Origin of the sequence: Halomonas salsilacus (assembly GCF_051216275.1) — a bacterium.
Taxonomy (GTDB): Bacteria; Pseudomonadota; Gammaproteobacteria; order Pseudomonadales; family Halomonadaceae; genus Halomonas.
Genome location: NZ_JBPKAQ010000006.1, coordinates 70,380 through 86,380 on the forward strand (window position 1 = coordinate 70,380; position 16,001 = coordinate 86,380).

Below are 16,001 nucleotides of genomic sequence, written 5' to 3' on the forward strand. Positions count from 1 at the left end.
ATGAGAGGCGTGGGACTGGGCATCAGTGCTCTACTGCTGGTCGCGGCAGTGACCGTGGCGCTGTGGCCATCGGGTGACAAGCCGGGGTGGCAGAGGCCCGGGAGCGAGTCGCCGCGCCCGGAGGTCGAACTCGACCGGGAGGCCTTGGCCCGGCGCAGCGGGGCGCTGCTCGACGAGATTGTCTTCCTGCGCGAGACCGACCTGGGTCGGGTCACCGGCCTGATCGAGTCGGGCAGCCACCAGCTCTTCAGCCAGGGGATCTCCAGTCCCACGGTGGTCAACCGGCTGCGCGACTCCGTCTGGGCCGACGTTGATCTGGCCTACGGCACCGCAAGCGAGTTGACCCTCAACCCGGCCGGGCCGGAACTCGACGACGGCAGCCTCAACCCCTTCGCCCTGCCGGAGATCCGCGAGGCGCTCAACTGGCTGATCGACCGGCGCCACGTGGCCGAGGAGTTCTATGGCGGCCTTGCCGTGCCGAGAGTGCTACCTCTGTCCACCGCCTTTCCCGACTATGCGCGCCTGGCTGAGGTGGCCCGGGAGTTGGAGCTGCGCTATGCCCACGACCCGGAGCGCGCCCGCGTGGCGATCGATGCCGGCATGCACGAGCTTGGCGCGCGGCGTGAGGGCGGGCGCTGGACCTGGCGTGGCGAGCCGGTGCGCCTGCGCCTGCTGATCCGCTCCGAGGACGAGCGCCGCCGGGTGGGGGACTACCTGGCCAACCTGCTGCAGGAGCTCGGCTTCGAGGTGGAGCGGCGCTACCGCACCGCCGAAGAGGCCTCGCGACTGTGGATCGCCACGGACCCCGCGGCGGGTCACTGGCATCTCTACACCGGCGCCTGGATCTCACTTGCGATCCAGCGCGACCAGGCCGACAACTTCAGCTTCTACTACACGCCTCGTGGGCGCGCCGAGCCACTGTGGCAGGCCTACCGGCCAACGCCTGAGTTCGATGCGCTCGCCGAGCGGCTGTCGCGGCGCGACTACCGGGACTGGGCGGAGCGCCAGGCGATGATGGCCGAGGCCCTCTCGCTGGCCATGGAGGACGCCTCCCGGGTGTGGCTGGTGGACCAGCTCAACGCCTCGGCGCGGGCCGCCAACGTCGAGGTGGCCGTGGACCTCGCCGGCGGGGTCTCCGGCTCGGCGCTGTGGCCCTACACCCTGCGCTACACCGACCGTCTCGGCGGGCGCATGGTGGTGGGGCTGCCGGGCCTGCTGGGCGAGCCCTGGAACCTCGTGGCCGGCAGCAACTGGGCCTTCGACCGCATGATCTCCCGTGCCACCCAGGACCCGATGGTGCTGCCCGACCCCTATACCGGGCTCTACCACCCCCAGCGCATCGCCCGCGCCGAGGTGGCGGTGGAGGAGGGCGTGCCGGTGGAGCGCACCCTCGACTGGCTGGAGGTGACCCGCGAGGCGCGAATTGCGGTGCCCGAGGCGGCGTGGGTCGACTGGGACCCCCTCCATGGACGCTTCATCACCGCAGGGGAGGCCCACCCCGATGGGCTTGCGGCGCGCACCCGGGTGCGGGTCCACTACGACGCCGATCTGTTCGACCGCCGCTGGCATGATAACGCCTGGCTGACGCCGGCGGACTTCGTGCTGCCCTGGATACTCGACTTCGAGCGCGCCAGCGAGACGAGTCCGCTCTTCGACCCCGCCCACCTGGCCACCTTCGAGGCCTTTCGGCGCCACTTTCGCGGCTGGAGGATCGTCTCCACCGAGCCTCTGGTGATCGAGGTCTACAGCGACCAGATCTTCCCCGATGCCGAGAGCATCGTCGCCGCCCGGGCGCCAAGCCCGCTGCCGTGGCACGTGCTGATGCTGGGGATCCTTGGCGAGCGCCGCGGCGAGCTGGCCTTTTCCTCCAACAAGGCCGACCGCCATCGAGTCGACTGGCTGAGCCTGGTGGCCGGCCCCAGCCTGCCGGCGCTGGCGCGGCTGCTGGAGCAGGCCAGGGAGGCCGCGGAGCTGCCTTACGAGGTGGCCCTGGGCGAGTGGCTGGCGCCAGGGGAGCGCGAGCGGCGCTTCGAAGCTCTCACCGCCTGGCATGAGGCCTTCGGCCACTTCTGGGTGGGCAGCGGCCCCTACCGGCTCCACTCGGTGCACCCTGTGGCGGGCAGCGTGGTGCTGCGCCGCTTCGAGGGCTACCGCGACCCGGCGGATCGCTGGCTCGGCCTGAGCAAAGCGCCCATCCCGGAGCTGGTGCTGGATGGCCCCCTGGTGGTGGCGGCGGGCGATCCTCCCGGATCCAACGCCGTGGCCGCGGGCGGCGCCGAGGGGCGCGAGGCCGCGGCGTTTCGCCTTAGTGTCACCGTGGAGGGCGCCCCCTATCCCGAGGAGGCGATTCAGGAGGTGCGCTATCTGCTCTTCGATGGCCGGGGGACGCTGGCACAGCGCGGCGAGGCCAGGTCGCTGGGCGACGGCGAGTGGCGGGTGCTGCTGGATGCCGAGGCGCTTGCATCGCTCGGCAGCGGCGCCAACAGCCTGGAACTGGCGGTAACCAGTTACCGGGTGGCGCTGCCGGCCTTCGCCTCCCATGTGTTCGCCACCGTGCCACCCGGCGAGGAGGTGCTGCGATGAAGCCCGATGCCTCGGCCGAACCGCGGCCGCCCTCCCTGCGCCGCGCCCGCCTGCGCGACCTGAGCCATCTGCTGCTCTTCGCCATCAAGCGCCTGGCGGCGCTGCTGGTCACGGTGCTGGTGGGGGTCTACCTGACCATCCTGGTGGCCAACATGGGCGGCCAGGTGGACGAGCTGCGCCTGGTGCAGATCAGAAGCGAGGTGGTCGAGTCGGTGCGAGCCGATCCGGCCTTCTTCGACATGCCCGGCGAGGAGCGCAACGCCCTGGTGGCCCGCCAGGTGGCCTTGGAGGTGGAGCGGTTGCGACTCGACCAGCCCTTCGTGGTGCGCAGCCTGGACTACCTGCAGCGCGCCATGAGCCTGGACCTGGGTCGCGCCGAGCAGATGCACAGCGATCGCGGCTCCCGGGAGGTGCGCGACATCATCACCGAGCGCCTGCCGGCGACCCTGCTGCTCTTCGGCACCGCCAATCTGCTGGTCTTCTTCACCGCGGTGTTCGCCTCCCTGCGGTTGTCGCGGCATTACGGCAGCGCCCTGGACCGGACGGTGATCGCCCTTGCGCCGAGCTCCGCCGCGCCGGGCTGGTTCTACGGTATCTTCCTGATCCTGCTGCTGGCCTTCCTGTTCCCGCTGTTGCCCGCCGGTGGCATGGTTACGGCACCGCCCCCCGAGAGCCGGCTCGAATACGCCGCCAGCCTGGTGCGGCACATGCTGCTGCCGGTGGCGGCCATGTTCCTCTCCTCGATCTTCGTCTCCATCTACGCCTGGCGGACCTTCTTCCTGATCCATTCGAGTGAAGACTACGTGGAGATGGCGCGCGCCAAAGGGCTGTCGTCCCGTCGCATCGAGCGGCGCTACATCCTGCGCCCGGCCCTGGCGCCGATCATCACCAGCTTCCTGCTGATGCTGATCGGCCTGTGGAGCGGGGCGATCATCCTCGAACAAGTGTTCAACTGGCCCGGGCTCGGCTCGCTGCTGTTCCAGGCCATCGGCCACCGCGACACCCCGGTGATCATCGGCGGGGTGGTGATCTTCGCCTACCTGCTGGCGGGCACGGTGTTCCTGCTTGATATCCTCTATGCGCTGCTCGACCCGCGGGTTCGGATCCAGGGAGGTCGCCGATGAGCATCGTGATGGAGCGCAGGGCCTGGCGGGAGCTGGCGCGCTACCCCTCGGCCCTGGTGGGAATGATGATCATCCTGCTGCTCAGCGGCGTGGCCCTCACCACTCTGGTGGTGATTCCCTACGGCGAGGCCCTGGAGCGCTGGCGGGGCGGCGAGATGTGGCAGCGCCACCCGGTCAACGCCTCACCCGCCTGGGTCGACCGCCTGCGCGGCGGCAACGCCGCCCGTACCCTGGTGGTGGCCAGCCGCGATGCCGAGGTGGAGGAGGCGCCCTTCCCGGGCGGGCGGCGGCTGCAGATTCCGCTGGAGTTCGACTATGCCTATGGCGGCTTCCCCAGCGAAATCAACCTCTTCCTCACTGCCGAGGGCCATGCCCGTACGCCCTTCGTCAGGCTGCTGTGGCAGGCGCCGGACGGCCGCGAGATCGCCCTGGGGGGGTATCGAATCGGCCACCAGGAGCGCATCTCGCTTTCCCAGGACCGCAGCCTGGAGCGTCGCCTGGGCGGTCTGGCGCCGCATATCGGCCTGCTGGCCGACCCCGGCGATCAGGCAAGCACGCCGGCCGAGCCCGAGGTGCGCCAAGGACGCTATCGGCTGCTGCTCGACGCCGTGGTGTTCGACGAGCAGGCCGGGATCGAGGCCGAACTGGTGCTCTATGGGCGGGTTCATGGGATCGCCGGCACTGACCATCAGCGCCGCGATCTCAGCCTGGCGCTGCTGTGGGGTACGCCGGTGGCGCTGGCTTTCGGGCTGATCGCCGCGGTGGGTACCACCCTCACCACCCTGGTGATCGCCGCCGTCGGGGTCTGGTACCGCGGCTGGGTGGACGCGGCGATCCAGCGCCTCACCGAGGTCAACATGATCCTGCCGGTGCTGCCGATTCTGGTGATGGTGGGTACCCTCTACTCCACCAGCATCTGGCTGATGCTCGGGGTCGTGGTGCTGCTGGGCATCTTCAGCGCCGGCATCAAGACCTACCGCGCCATGCTGCTGCCAATCCGCGAGGCATCCTACATCGAGGCGGCGCTGGCCTACGGCGCCTCGGATCTGCGCATCGTATGGCGCTACATGCTGCCGCGCATCCTGCCGGTACTGATTCCCACCTTCGTGACCCTCATCCCCACCTTCGTATTTCTGGAGGCGTCGCTCGCGGTGCTGGGCCTGGGCGATCCCGAGCTGCCCACCTGGGGCAAGGTACTCAACGATGCCCAGTCCCAGAGCGCGCTCTACAACGGCTACGTCTACTGGGTGGTGGCCCCGGCGATCCTGCTGATGCTCACCGGCCTGGGTTTCGCCATGCTCGGTTTCGCACTGGATCGGGTCTTCAATCCACGCCTGAGGAGCCTGTGATGGCGGACACCCTGCTCAAAGTCGAGGATCTGGCCCTACACTACCGCACCCGCGGGGGCGCGGTGCGTGCCGTGGATGGAGTGAGCTTCGACGTGCAGCGTGGCGAGGCGCTGGTGATCCTCGGCGAGTCGGGTTGCGGCAAGAGCTCGCTGGCCCGGGCGCTGATGCGCCTGCTGCCGCGCAACCTGGCCCACCACGGCGGCCGAGTCAGCCTGGGCGATACCCCGATCAGCGAGCTTTCCGACGAGCGCTTTCGTCGCGAGGTGCAGTGGTCGCGCATGGCCCTGGTGATGCAGGCCTCCATGAACGCCCTTAACCCGGTGGTGAAGGTGGGCGAGCAGGTGGCCGAGCCGCTGCGCGAACTGAAGCGCTGGCCCAGGCGCCGGGCGCTCGAGCGTGCCGCCGAGGTGTTCCAGCGGGTGGGGCTGCCGCTGGACTTCATGGCCCGCTACCCCTTCGAGCTTTCCGGCGGCATGCGCCAGCGGGCGGTACTGGCCATGGCGCTGGTGGCGGAGCCGGAGCTGGTGATCCTCGACGAGCCCACCTCGGCGCTGGACGTGCTGACCCAGGCGGCGATCATGAACGTCCTGAAAGCGCTGAAACGTGACCTTGGAACCAGCTTTATCCTGATCACCCACGACGTGGCCACCTCCAGCGAGCTGGCTAACCGGGTGGCGCTGATGTATGCCGGCGAGCTGGTGGAGGCCTGCAGCGCGGCGCGCTTCTTCGGCGAGCCGGCCCACCCCTATTCGCGGCTGCTGATGAAGAGCGTGCCGCGGCTTCATGAACGCGAGCGACCGCGGGCCATTCCCGGGCAGCCGCCGAGCCTGCTCGACCCGCCGAGCGGCTGCCGGTTTGCTGCGCGCTGCCCCGAACGGTTCGTCCGCTGCGCCGAGCCGCCCCCGGCGTTTGATCCGGGAGGGGGCGCCCTCGATGGGGTGGGTGAAGGGGCAACCGAGAGCCGTCATCGGGTGCGCTGCTGGCTGCATGCGCCGAGCGGGGGAGGTGGACATGGCTGATACGCCGCTGGTGGAGGCACGTGGCCTGCACACCTGGTTCGAGCTGCGCCAGTGGGGCTTCCTGCGGGTGGGAGCGGTGCGCGCCGTGGACGACGTGAGCTTTACCCTGGCCCGGGGCGAGGCGGTGGCCTTCGTCGGCGAGAGCGGCTGCGGCAAGAGCTCCCTGGTGCGCACCCTGCTGGGCCTGCATCGCCCGACTCTGGGCGAGGTGCGCTTCGAGGGGATGTCTCTTGCCGGCCTGACGGGTGGCGCGCTCAAGGCGTACCGGGCCCGGGTGGGCTACGTGCAGCAGGACCCCTTCGGCGCGCTGCCGCCCTTCCTGGACGTGCGGGACATCCTGGCCGAGCCGCTCAAGGTGCACGGCGTCAAGAATCGCGCCGAGCGCGAACGGCGCATCCGTGCGGCCCTCGCGGAGGTGCGGCTGACGCCGGTGGAGGAGGTCCTGGGCAAGTTTCCTCACATGCTCAGCGGCGGCCAGCAGCAGCGGGTGGTGATCGCCCGGGCGCTGATCCTCGAACCGGTGCTGGTGATCGCCGACGAGCCGGTGTCGATGCTCGACGCCTCGGTGCGGGTGGAGATCCTGGAGCTGCTGCGGGGCATTCAGCGCGAGCGGGGGCTGACCCTGGCCTTCGTCACCCACGACCTGGCCACGGTGCGCCACTACGCCGAGCGCATCTTCGTGCTCTACGCCGGCAAGGTGGTGGAGCGCGCCCCGGTGGACGAACTGCTCGACGCGCCCCGGCACCCCTATACCCGGGCACTACTGGCCGCACTCTCCGACCCGGACGCCGCCAACGCCACCCGCCTGCGCGAAGTGCCCGGCGGCGAGCCGCCGAGCCTGATCGACCCGCCGGCCGGCTGCCGTTTTCACCCGCGCTGCGACTGGGCCATGGAGGGGCTATGCGATCGGGAGATGCCCCCGGACTTCACGCCGCGCCCGGGCCACAGCGCCGCCTGCTGGCTGGTCGACCCGAGCCGCCAGGGCGGATAACCGATTCGTTGACGTCTCGAAGCGCCTGCCCCCGGAGACGCAAGAAGCTCGTGCTGTCTCTAGGCTTGGCCGAAGCGCTGGTGCAGCCAGGCGTTGATGGCGTCGGATTCGTAGAGCCACTCCTCGCGGCCGTCGTCCTGGGTGATCTTCAGGCAAGGAACCTTGACGCGCCCACCGCCCTCGGCCAGGGCCTTGCGATGCTCGGGGTCGAGCTGGGCGTCGCGCACCTCGATCGGCAGGCCCAGGCGGGCGATCTCCTTGCGCACCTTGACGCAGAAGGGACAGGTGCGGAACTGGTACAGGGCGAGGTTCTCGCAGGCGCGGTCGACCTCGGCCTGCTGCTCGGGAGTGCGTGCGATGGACGTCGGGGTGGAGAGCTTCTCGGCGATCAGCACGACCGGTGCCAGCACCAGGCGCAGGCCGCGAAAGAAGGTGCGGATAATGATTCGCATCGGGTGATTGACCTCGGGAACGTTGCAGGAAACGGCGCCCATGATGCCTGCCTGGGGCGCGACTGGCCATCCCCGGCGTCCCTCACTGGTGGTTGGCCTCTGTCTGACCTAGTCAGTGAACTCCACCCGGAGCGGATTCTCGTCCGTCGGCCAGGTGCCGGCGTCGCGGGTCTCGCCGTCCTCGCCCAGCACCAGGTGGCTGCGCTGGCCGTGGTGGCGCAAGCGGGTGGCGAGCATCGCCAACGCCTCGGAGTCGTCGCCGCTGAGCAGGCCGATGGGGTCATCGGGGTGCATCCAGACCCTTGCCCGGCCGGCCCGCTCCAGTCCTTCCTGCGGCGGGGCGGTGAGGCCCTGGCTCTGGCGCCACTCGATGATCTCGTCGCTGGTGCCGACCACCAGCAGCGGCGCAGCAGCGTCCCGCCCGGTACCCAGTGCCACATCGTCGGACAGTGCCTCGAGCCGGAAGCCCAGGGCGCGCCGGGCCAGCCCTTCCAGCTCCGCTGCCCGGCCCGGCGTCAGGGCCAGGAGCCGCGTCTGGGGGTCGAGCAGCAGCCGGCGCAGCACGCTGGGCCGCGCTACGGGATGGCGCAGCAGATGGGCGTCCGGGTCCACCTCAACGGACAGTGGCCTGGCCGAGAGAAAGACCGCGAAGGGCTGGCGCTCGATGTCCATGCGCTGGATCAGTGTGACCGTCTCCTCGCCCGTCTCCACCACCAGGGGCACGTCCAGCGGCCAGGGGGCATGCGCGCCGCGCTGGACCAGCACGCCGTGCAGCCAGCCGCCGCGGGGGCTGGGCTCGAACCGCACCACTTCCAGGGCGAGCTCGGGGCGGCCGGGGCGGTCGCGCCAAGCGGCGAAGAAGGGGGCGAGGTCCTCGCTGGCCGCCTCGCTGAAGGTGGCCTCCAGCGTTTGCCAGCCCGCGGACCGGTGCATCCAGCGCTCGGCGAAGGTGCCCAGGGCGGCGTCGAAGGTGGTATCTCCCAGCCGCTGGCGCAGCCCATGGAAGAGCAGGGCGCCGTGCTGGTAGCCGATCAGGCGGCCGGCGGGGTCGGGGCCGCCGCGGAAGTCGCGCAGTGCCGCGTCACGGCTGGCGGGCAGTGACGCCAGGTCGAGCAGCCAGCCCCGGCGCAGCGCGGCATCCTCGCCGCTGGCCTCGGCCACGGCGTGGTCGGCCAGGTAGGTGGTCAGCCCCTCGGCCCAGTTCCCGCTCGCTACGTCGACCTGCACCCCGGCGCCCCACCAGGCGTGCATGATCTCGTGGGGCAGGGAGGTGTCGGGGACGAAGGGCAGCGGAATCACGCGCTCTCCCAGAAGGGTGAAGCCGGGAAAGGCGACCCCCACCGGCGCCGGCGAGGCGGCAATGCTGAAGCTGTCGAAGGGAAAGCGCCCCAGCCGGGCCTGGAAGGCAGCCAGGTGGTACGCCGCCCGTTCCAGGTAGGTCTCGCCGAGGGCGGCGTCCAGCGCCTCGGGAAAGAGCACGCGCAGGGTCACGCCGTTCACGTCGCGGTCGCGCAGCGCCCAGGGGCCGGTGGCGACCTCCACCTCCCGGGTGCGGGGATGGTGGAAGCGGGCGAGCCTGCCGTCCGCCGTCGCCTGTTCTTCCACCAGCGAGCCGCTGGCCACCGCCCGCTGGCCCGGCGGGGTGTGAATCTCCAGCCTCAGTGGACCGGCGTCATCCACCAGATGGGGATACCACTCGCCGCGGGTGGGCAGGAAGGTGCCAGCCTCGCCGACGGCATGACGTTGCTCCCGACTCGGCCTCTCGAGCCTGCCCTGCCAGCTCAGGGTGATCGTCGGCGCCGAACAGGCCGGGACCACCCAGCGGCCGTCTGTGTCCCGTGCCAGCTCAAGCGGCTGCTCGCCACAGCGGGCCGCGCTGACCGACAGGCCATCGAGCAGCGCGAAGCGCCCACCTGCGGGCAGCGGTTGGACCAGTTCGCCGGCCAGTAAGCGTTCGGCGGGGTCGAGGTGCAGCGTCATCTGGCGCGCCGAGCCGGGCACCGCCGCCCAGGCGGGAGCGGCCAGCACCGCGGCGAGCAATACCCAGGCCAGGGCCGAACGACGGCGAGGCAGGCGCAGCGTCGCCATGGTGATCAGCGGACCCCGTCGCGCAGTGGGAAGCGGGCCAGCAGCTCCTCGGTAACCCCGTTGCGGGTCACGGTGAGGGGTAGCAGGGTGCCCGGGGTCTGGCGGTGCACCAGGTCGGTCAGTTCGACGGGGCGGCGCACGGGCCGGCCGGCGGCCTCGACGATCAGGTCCCCCTCGACGAGGCCTAGCGCCTCGGCCAGGCTCTGTTCGCCCACCCCGACCACCCGCACGCCGTCCTCGTGGGCGGCAATCAGTATTCCCAGACGCTGGGGTTCGGGGGGCTCGAAGGCGGTTTCGTCGCCAAGGGTAAAGAGGGCGTCGGCGACTCCCTCCGGCGGAGTGCAGTCGTCGTCCCGCTGCCAGGGCAGCAGGCTGACGGCAGCGTCGATCCCCAGATCGGCGAGTTGATGAGGCACGCCGTGGCCGTAGCTGACATGACCCTGGCCCATCAGCCCCACCACCAGCGCCGCCTCCTCCGTGGCCTCGGCCAGGCCCTGGGCCATGGCGCGGTCCCACACCAGCTGGGCGTCGATGAAGCGCTCGAGGCCCGCCTCGTACTCGCCTTCGCTGGGGTGGTTGGCATAGATCGCGGCCAGCGCCTCGCGATAGCCCGCCGAGGCCGCCGCCGGCGGCGTGATGCCGTGGCGCTCCGCCACCGGGACCGCCTCCCAGCCCTCGGCGGTGAGCCGCTGACGCAGCGCCGGGGTGACGTTGAGGGCCAGCAGCGGGATGCGCTGCATCCGTGCGAAGTGCAGGATCGGCAGATAGAACTCGGGGTCGTAGCCCCAGGCGCCCAGCCAGTCGCTCTCGGCCAGGAAGGCGGCCTCGTCGAGCTCGCCGGCGACCCAGGCGTCCAGCGCCGGCTGGGCCTTGCGGGGCAGCATCTCCAGGCCGACGGCCATCCCGGGCTCTCGGGCGTGCAGCCCGGCCAGGGTGTGCAGCTGCCAGCGATGGTGGGCCAGGCGTTCGTGCTGCTCGCCGAGCAGCACCACGCGGTGCTCGGCCAGCTCGGCCATCAGCGTGGCGGTGTCGACGACATTGCCTTCACGCTGCCACTGGCCGGGGGCGGGGCAGTCGCTGGCCAGGGCGGCGGCGGACAGGTCGGCGAGGGTCAGGGCCAGCAGGGGCGCGGCGATGGAAGAGTAATGGGGAAGGGGGCGGGAACGGGGACGGCGATGTGACATGGGAGCTCCTGACGGGCGAGTCGGCGGGCCTCAGGCCGCTACCATAGCGCAGTCGGGTCGCCAGCATGATAAGGCCGCGATCAACGCGGATCGCGGCCCGGCAGGAGGCGCTGGGTGCGCCTGGGTCAGTAGTGGCGGCTGAAGCGCCCGTGGTGGCTGTCGTGCATCAGGCGGTCGAACTCCCGCCCGCTCATGTGAACCAGGGTTTCATGGTCGCCGGCATCGAAGTAGACGTCCGGCTGGTGCCTGAGCATGTCGTCCACATAGACCTGCAGCCCCCAGGCCTGGCCGACCGGGGAGGTGGCACCGGGGTCGCAGTCGCGGAAGTGCTCCATGATCTGATGCTCCGAGGCCAGCGTGACCTTCTCGTGCAACAGATGAGAGAGCTGCTCGAGGTCGGCGTCGCTGCTGCTGGGTACAACCGCGAGGCGATACCCGGAGTCACTGTGGAGCATCACCGCCTTGGCCATGCGCTCGCGGGCCACCTTCGATAGCTCGGCGATTCGGCTGGCGGTGCTCTCGCGGGGATGAGGAAGTTCCTCGTAGTCGATGTCACAGGCCACGAGATACTCCTTGAGGGTCATGGGCATGGTCATGGCGCACTCTCCTTCGGCCGCACGGGCCGGGAGCCATCGATGGTTGCCGCCATTCCTGGCATTGCGGGTATCCTCTCTACAAAATAGTGCTTCACTGTCCCGCTGCAGCATGATCCTTTTCATCCCGCGAGATGGAGTGGCGTCCCACCGATGGAGTTGCCGATACACTTTTTACGGGTCATGTTGTCTGGCATGCGATGAGTCTGATGGCCCCACAGGAGGCGTTATGGCGAATCGGAAAAAAGGCTGCATCCTGCTGATGGCGCTTGCGCTTGCGCTTGCGCTTGCGGGCTGTGGCGGCGATCCGCGCTCCAGCGAGGTGACGCTGGCGGTGCTGGCCGGCAACGCCGAGGCCCATGACGGTAGCCGCGTGGTCACCGAAGGCGTGGTGCGCCATTTCGAGGAGCCGCTGCACTACTGGATCGAGGACGAGGACCTCAATCGGGTCGAGCTCTTCCCACACGACGCCATCGCGCCGTACCTGGGCGAAAGGGTGCGGGTGGAAGGCCAGTTCGCCTTCTCCCGGGAAGAGGGGCGCCGCCTCACCCTAGACAGCGTCGAAACGCTGGACGCCGGGGACTAGCCCCGCGGGTCGCACCGAGGAGGCGGAGAGATGCAAGGGAAGGCAATTTGCCAACGGCTCGCCGAGCGCGCGCAGCTGCCGCGGGCCGAGGGGCGCATCGAGGCCATCGACCTGGCCCGCGGCATCGCCATCGCGCTGATGATCGTGAGCCATGCGGTGAGCGGGCTCTATGGCATTCGTCAGCTGCCCGACTGGGGCCTGGTGCCGATCCACTTGCTCACCAAGTTCTCTTCCTCGCTGTTCATCGTGGTGTTCGGCATCGCGCTCGCCGTGGCCTTCCTGCCCCGGGTCGGCGACGCGGACTGGCCGCGGCGGCGCCTCAAGCTGATGCTGCGTGGCCTCGAGGTGCTGTTCTGGTACAAGGTGCTGACGGTGGTGGAGATGCTGCCGCTCCACGCGTCTGAGGACATCCTCGACGCCCTGCTTTACCAGCGCTTCCCGATCTGGGTCGAGATCCTCGGCTTCTACGCCATTGCCCTGCTGTGGCTGCCCTGGGTGCTGTCGCTGTGGCGGCGCCTGCCGCTCTGGACGCGGCTGCTGTTGCCCGTGGTCATCGCCCTGGTTGCCAGCTGGCTGGAGCGCCACGTCACCTTCTGGGGTATCGAACCGCTCAAGGCGATCCTGGTGGAGGACGCCGAGCACTACACCTGGGGCCAGCTCTCGCGGCTGCCGCTGGTGATGGTTGGCCTGCTGATCGGCGAGGCGCTGCTGCGCGGTTACTGGACGCCGCAGCGCCGCCGACTGGTGCTCGCCATCGCCGGCGCCGGTGGCCTGCTGCTGCTGGCCTTCTTCGTGTTGGCCCTGGTCGCGGCGGAGGGCACTACTCATGACGCCCTAGTGGCGGTGGCGCGCAACGTCGGCAAGCACCCGCCGGAGCTCGCCTTCATGCTGTTCAGCCTGGGCGGTGCCCTGGTGATCCTGGCGCTCTGCCTGCAGGGCGGCTCGGCGGCGGCGCGCTGGCTCAAGCCGTTGACCCTGATCGGCGGCGACGCCCTCAAGGCCTTCGTGTTCCATATCGTGGTGATCTTCGGTGTCTTCCGTTACCTGCTGGAGGCCTGGCAAGTCTACCCCTACCCGCAGGTGCTGGGCATCGGGGTGGCGCTGGTGCTGGCTACTGCCGGGTGGATCGCCCTGACCCGTTGGTTCAAGGAGCAGCGCACATGAGTCGCCGGATGATGGCCATGCTGGTCGGCCTGCTGCTGGCCCTGCCAAACGCTGCCCTGCCGGGCACTTCTCCGTCGGGCACTGCCGCGCCTACCTGGGGCCCGGTGCTGGCGGCGCGTCTGGCCGCACTGGAGGCCGAAGGGAACGACGAGCTGGGCCTGCACCTGAAAGTGCTGGGGGAGGGCGGCGAGCGCTTCAGCTGGCGCGATGACGAGATCTGGTACCTGGCCTCGCTGATCAAGGTGCCGGTGGCCGTGGAGCTGCTGGCGCGGGTCGAGGCGGGCGAGCTCTCGCTGGACGAAACGCTGGTGCTGCGCGAGCGTGACTATGTCGACGGCGCCGGCCCCACCAACTGGGCGGAGCCCGGCACGGCCCTGACCCTGCGCGAGCTGCTCGAGCCGATGCTCACGGTGAGCGACAACACCGCCAGCGACCTGCTGATCGCCCGCCTTGGCCTGGCCGCGGTGAATGACCGGGCCCAGGCCCTGTCGGGGGGCGGCCTCGGCCCCATCACGCCGCTGATCGAGGTGCGCCGCGAAGCCTACGGCCAGTTGCATCCGGCCGCGCGCATCCTGACCGGCATGGACTTTATCCGGCTGCGCCGGGTTGAGGAGGACGCGGCGCGCCTCGATGCCTTGGCCCAGCGGCTCAGAGTGCCGCATGCGGCCCTGGCCTTGCCGAGCCTCGATGACGCCTTCGAGGCCTACTATTCCAGTGGGGCGTCCAGTGGGGGGTCCAGTGGCGCGAGCGTCGGGGCCACTGGACTGAACGCGGGGCGCCTGGACGCCTTCGGCGAGCTGCTGGCGGCCATTGGCGAGGGCCGGGCGCTGGGCGCCGCGGCTACCGCCGATCTGCTGGCCATCATGGAGCAGACCATCAGCGGCGAGGCGCGCCTCAGGGCCGGCCTAGGCCCCGAGATACGATTCGCCCACAAGACCGGCACCCAGCACCGCCGAACCTGCGACGCCGGTATCGCCTCCCGTGGCGAGGGAGCCGCCGAGCGTCGGTTGGTGGTGGTCGCCTGCACCCGGGGCGAACGCGATAGCAAACGCTCCGAGCGGGTGCTGCGCAAGGTCGGCCGGGCGATCCTCGCGTCGGGCGTATTCAGGCTGAAGGAATGACCCGGTTCACGGCCCGAATCCTGCAGGCAGCCTCTACCAAGGTCTGGTTTCCTGGGGCCGCTTTTGCATTGACAGCTTAAGGGTGGGGACCTAGTCTATTTCCGTTAGTTACCGGTAACAGTTACCGGTAACTAATTCCCGGATATCACGACTACACGAGCGAATGCCGCCATGCTCTCCAATCTTGTTCTCGGTGCCGTGCTGATTGCTTTCTCGCTGGTCTTCTCGCTCCAGGTGACGGATCTGCCCAGCCGTTCGGCGATGTTTCCCCAGTTCGTGCTCTGGGGCCTGGGCATCACCGGTGCGCTGATGATCGTCGAGGCCCTGGTCAAGCGCCTGCGCACCCAGCCAGCCGGGGAGGGCGCCGCCGAGGCCGAGCAGGAGGCCCGCAGGCGCTTCATCGACACGCTGCTGTTCCAGATCCTGGTGCCCGGTGGTTTGATGCTGGCCGCCTTTGGCCTGCTCACGGTGGTGGGCTTCTATCCCGCCTCCGCCTTCCTGGTGTTCGTGATCTATTGCTACCACGACTACCGGGTCGACCCCTCCAGCCTCACGCGCCGGGTCTTCGTCAAGGCCGGGGTGTTTGCCCTGGTCATCACCTTGCTGATGTACCTGATCTTCACCCTGTTGCTGGGGCTGCCGGCTCCCTCCGGGGTCTTCTTCTGATCGGATGTCGATCGGAATGCCGTAGGCATCATCCATCGCGCGTGGAGATGATGTGGAATGACACGCCAACCGAGGTAATGACAATGAAAAGCAAGCTTACCCTAATGCTGAGTGCTCCCTTCCTGCTGGCCGGTGCCGTCCAGGCCCAGGATTATCCCACCAAGAACATCCAGATCATCGTGCCCTACAGTGCCGGCGGTGGCGGTGACACCGTGGCGCGAATCGTCGCCGACCGGCTCAGCGATGAGTTGGGACGCCAGATCAACGTGGTCAATCGCGAGGGCGCCGGCGGCGAGATCGGTATCGCCGAGATCGCGCGCAGCGACGCCGATGGCTACACCTTGGGGGTGTTCGGCTACCCGGACAACTTCGTCCTGGAGCACACCCGCGACACCAGCTTCAGCTTCGATAGCCTGGAGTACCTGGCCAGCTTCGACGACATGCCAATGGGCATCTTCGCCTCGCCGAGCAGCCCCCACGATTCCCTGGAATCACTGGTCGAATACGGCCAGGCTAACCCCGGCGCGCTGGTGATCGGCGAGTCCGGCGCCCTGGGCATGCTGCATGCTCTGGCCTTCAGCGAGCAGGCGGGGATGACCACCACGCCGATTCGCTATTCCGGCGGCGGCGAGCTGATGAACGCCCTGCTGGGTAACCATATCGATCTGGCCTCCACCTCCTCCATGAGCCATGACCCGATCACCGATTCCGGCGGGACGCCGATCGGCTTCGCTGCCGAGGAGCGCATGGCGATGTTCCCGGATGTGGCCACCTTCAAGGAGCAGGGACTGGACCTGGTGATGGGTGTTTCCCGGGTGCTGGTGGCCCCGGCCGGCCTGCCCGATGACGTCCGCGATGCCCTGACCGCAGCGCTGGACGCCATCAGCGGCGACGAGGCGATGATGGCGAACTTCGAGAACGCCGCCATTCCCTACCGCTACCTGGATCACGATGCGGTCAACGAGCAGCTCGAGCAATCCAACGCCGTGCTGGCGCCGGTGATCGAGGCCAACCTCGACCAGTTCACCAACTGAACCTGCCCCTCGGCCGGGGACCCGGTCCCCGGCCTCCCTTCACGATG

14 protein-coding genes are annotated in these 16,001 nt (G+C 69.5%); 10 read left to right on the forward strand and 4 right to left on the reverse strand.

The features are described from left to right. Genes ACR80S_RS10220 through ACR80S_RS10240 form a run of 5 tightly spaced genes read left to right on the forward strand, consistent with a single transcriptional unit; the run spans nucleotide 1 to nucleotide 7,066 of the window. Nucleotides 1-2,583 (forward strand): ABC transporter substrate-binding protein, encoded by a 2,583-nt coding sequence (locus tag ACR80S_RS10220; RefSeq protein ID WP_435399153.1) that lies wholly within the window; start codon nucleotides 1-3, stop codon nucleotides 2,581-2,583. After that, nucleotides 2,580-3,707: an ABC transporter permease gene (locus tag ACR80S_RS10225; RefSeq protein ID WP_435399152.1), complete on the forward strand. Its 1,128-nt coding sequence runs from the start codon at nucleotides 2,580-2,582 to the stop codon at nucleotides 3,705-3,707. The genes ACR80S_RS10220 and ACR80S_RS10225 overlap by 4 nt, the downstream gene beginning before the upstream one ends. Next, nucleotides 3,704-5,056 (forward strand): ABC transporter permease, encoded by a 1,353-nt coding sequence (locus ACR80S_RS10230; RefSeq protein ID WP_435403127.1) that lies wholly within the window; start codon nucleotides 3,704-3,706, stop codon nucleotides 5,054-5,056. Before ACR80S_RS10225 ends, ACR80S_RS10230 begins: the two co-directional genes overlap by 4 nt. Beyond that, nucleotides 5,056-6,075, forward strand: coding sequence for an ABC transporter ATP-binding protein (locus ACR80S_RS10235; protein ID WP_435399150.1), 1,020 nt, complete (start codon nucleotides 5,056-5,058; stop codon nucleotides 6,073-6,075). Before ACR80S_RS10230 ends, ACR80S_RS10235 begins: the two co-directional genes overlap by 1 nt. Further along, nucleotides 6,068-7,066 carry an ABC transporter ATP-binding protein gene (locus tag ACR80S_RS10240; RefSeq protein ID WP_435399149.1) on the forward strand — a complete coding sequence of 333 codons (999 nt, stop codon included), beginning with the start codon at nucleotides 6,068-6,070 and terminating at the stop codon, nucleotides 7,064-7,066. Before ACR80S_RS10235 ends, ACR80S_RS10240 begins: the two co-directional genes overlap by 8 nt. A 59-nt stretch (nucleotides 7,067-7,125) precedes the next feature. On the opposite strand, the gene ACR80S_RS10245 is transcribed toward ACR80S_RS10240, so the two are convergent. From ACR80S_RS10245 to ACR80S_RS10260, 4 genes are all read right to left on the reverse strand, one after another. Next, entirely contained in the window at nucleotides 7,126-7,518 is a 393-nt protein-coding gene (locus ACR80S_RS10245) for a glutaredoxin family protein (protein ID WP_435399538.1), read from the reverse strand. Between the two features lie 108 nt (nucleotides 7,519-7,626). Next, nucleotides 7,627-9,606 (reverse strand): M1 family metallopeptidase, encoded by a 1,980-nt coding sequence (locus tag ACR80S_RS10250; protein ID WP_435399148.1) that lies wholly within the window; start codon nucleotides 9,604-9,606, stop codon nucleotides 7,627-7,629. Between the two features lie 5 nt (nucleotides 9,607-9,611). Then, complete coding sequence (locus ACR80S_RS10255; RefSeq protein ID WP_435403128.1) at nucleotides 9,612-10,790, reverse strand: ChaN family lipoprotein; 1,179 nt, start codon at nucleotides 10,788-10,790, stop codon at nucleotides 9,612-9,614. Nucleotides 10,791-10,915: 125 nt separating this feature from the next. Next, nucleotides 10,916-11,386: an aminoacyl-tRNA deacylase gene (locus ACR80S_RS10260; RefSeq protein WP_435399146.1), complete on the reverse strand. Its 471-nt coding sequence runs from the start codon at nucleotides 11,384-11,386 to the stop codon at nucleotides 10,916-10,918. A 226-nt stretch (nucleotides 11,387-11,612) separates the two neighbouring features. On the opposite strand from ACR80S_RS10260, the gene ACR80S_RS10265 reads away from it, so the two are divergent. The 5 genes from ACR80S_RS10265 (at nucleotide 11,613) to ACR80S_RS10285 (ending at nucleotide 15,954) form a co-directional block, all read left to right on the forward strand. Beyond that, nucleotides 11,613-11,969 carry a hypothetical protein gene (locus tag ACR80S_RS10265; RefSeq protein WP_435403129.1) on the forward strand — a complete coding sequence of 119 codons (357 nt, stop codon included), beginning with the start codon at nucleotides 11,613-11,615 and terminating at the stop codon, nucleotides 11,967-11,969. Nucleotides 11,970-11,999: 30 nt separating this feature from the next. Beyond that, nucleotides 12,000-13,133, forward strand: a complete 1,134-nt coding sequence (locus ACR80S_RS10270; RefSeq protein WP_435403130.1) for an acyltransferase family protein — start codon at nucleotides 12,000-12,002, stop codon at nucleotides 13,131-13,133. After that, entirely contained in the window at nucleotides 13,130-14,254 is a 1,125-nt protein-coding gene (locus ACR80S_RS10275; RefSeq protein WP_435403131.1) for a serine hydrolase, read from the forward strand. Before ACR80S_RS10270 ends, ACR80S_RS10275 begins: the two co-directional genes overlap by 4 nt. Nucleotides 14,255-14,425: 171 nt before the next feature. Further along, nucleotides 14,426-14,920 (forward strand): tripartite tricarboxylate transporter TctB family protein, encoded by a 495-nt coding sequence (locus ACR80S_RS10280; RefSeq protein ID WP_435399142.1) that lies wholly within the window; start codon nucleotides 14,426-14,428, stop codon nucleotides 14,918-14,920. A gap of 83 nt (nucleotides 14,921-15,003) precedes the next feature. Next, on the forward strand, nucleotides 15,004-15,954 hold the full coding sequence (locus ACR80S_RS10285; RefSeq protein WP_435403132.1) for a tripartite tricarboxylate transporter substrate binding protein: 951 nt from the start codon (nucleotides 15,004-15,006) through the stop codon (nucleotides 15,952-15,954). The last annotated feature ends 47 nt before the right edge of the window (nucleotides 15,955-16,001 follow it).

Excerpts from the sequence above, each read along its gene's own strand:
- ACR80S_RS10220 (WP_435399153.1), top strand. The coding sequence starts at position 1 with ATGAGAGGCGTGGGACTGGGCATCAGTGCTCTACTGCTGGTCGCGGCA.
- ACR80S_RS10225 (WP_435399152.1), top strand. The coding sequence starts at position 2,580 with ATGAAGCCCGATGCCTCGGCCGAACCGCGGCCGCCCTCCCTGCGCCGC.
- ACR80S_RS10230 (WP_435403127.1), top strand. The coding sequence starts at position 3,704 with ATGAGCATCGTGATGGAGCGCAGGGCCTGGCGGGAGCTGGCGCGCTAC.
- ACR80S_RS10235 (WP_435399150.1), top strand. The coding sequence starts at position 5,056 with ATGGCGGACACCCTGCTCAAAGTCGAGGATCTGGCCCTACACTACCGC.
- ACR80S_RS10240 (WP_435399149.1), top strand. The coding sequence starts at position 6,068 with ATGGCTGATACGCCGCTGGTGGAGGCACGTGGCCTGCACACCTGGTTC.
- ACR80S_RS10245 (WP_435399538.1), bottom strand. The coding sequence starts at position 7,518 with ATGCGAATCATTATCCGCACCTTCTTTCGCGGCCTGCGCCTGGTGCTG.
- ACR80S_RS10250 (WP_435399148.1), bottom strand. The coding sequence starts at position 9,606 with ATGGCGACGCTGCGCCTGCCTCGCCGTCGTTCGGCCCTGGCCTGGGTA.
- ACR80S_RS10255 (WP_435403128.1), bottom strand. The coding sequence starts at position 10,790 with ATGTCACATCGCCGTCCCCGTTCCCGCCCCCTTCCCCATTACTCTTCC.
- ACR80S_RS10260 (WP_435399146.1), bottom strand. The coding sequence starts at position 11,386 with ATGACCATGCCCATGACCCTCAAGGAGTATCTCGTGGCCTGTGACATC.
- ACR80S_RS10265 (WP_435403129.1), top strand. The coding sequence starts at position 11,613 with ATGGCGAATCGGAAAAAAGGCTGCATCCTGCTGATGGCGCTTGCGCTT.
- ACR80S_RS10270 (WP_435403130.1), top strand. The coding sequence starts at position 12,000 with ATGCAAGGGAAGGCAATTTGCCAACGGCTCGCCGAGCGCGCGCAGCTG.
- ACR80S_RS10275 (WP_435403131.1), top strand. The coding sequence starts at position 13,130 with ATGAGTCGCCGGATGATGGCCATGCTGGTCGGCCTGCTGCTGGCCCTG.
- ACR80S_RS10280 (WP_435399142.1), top strand. The coding sequence starts at position 14,426 with ATGCTCTCCAATCTTGTTCTCGGTGCCGTGCTGATTGCTTTCTCGCTG.
- ACR80S_RS10285 (WP_435403132.1), top strand. The coding sequence starts at position 15,004 with ATGAAAAGCAAGCTTACCCTAATGCTGAGTGCTCCCTTCCTGCTGGCC.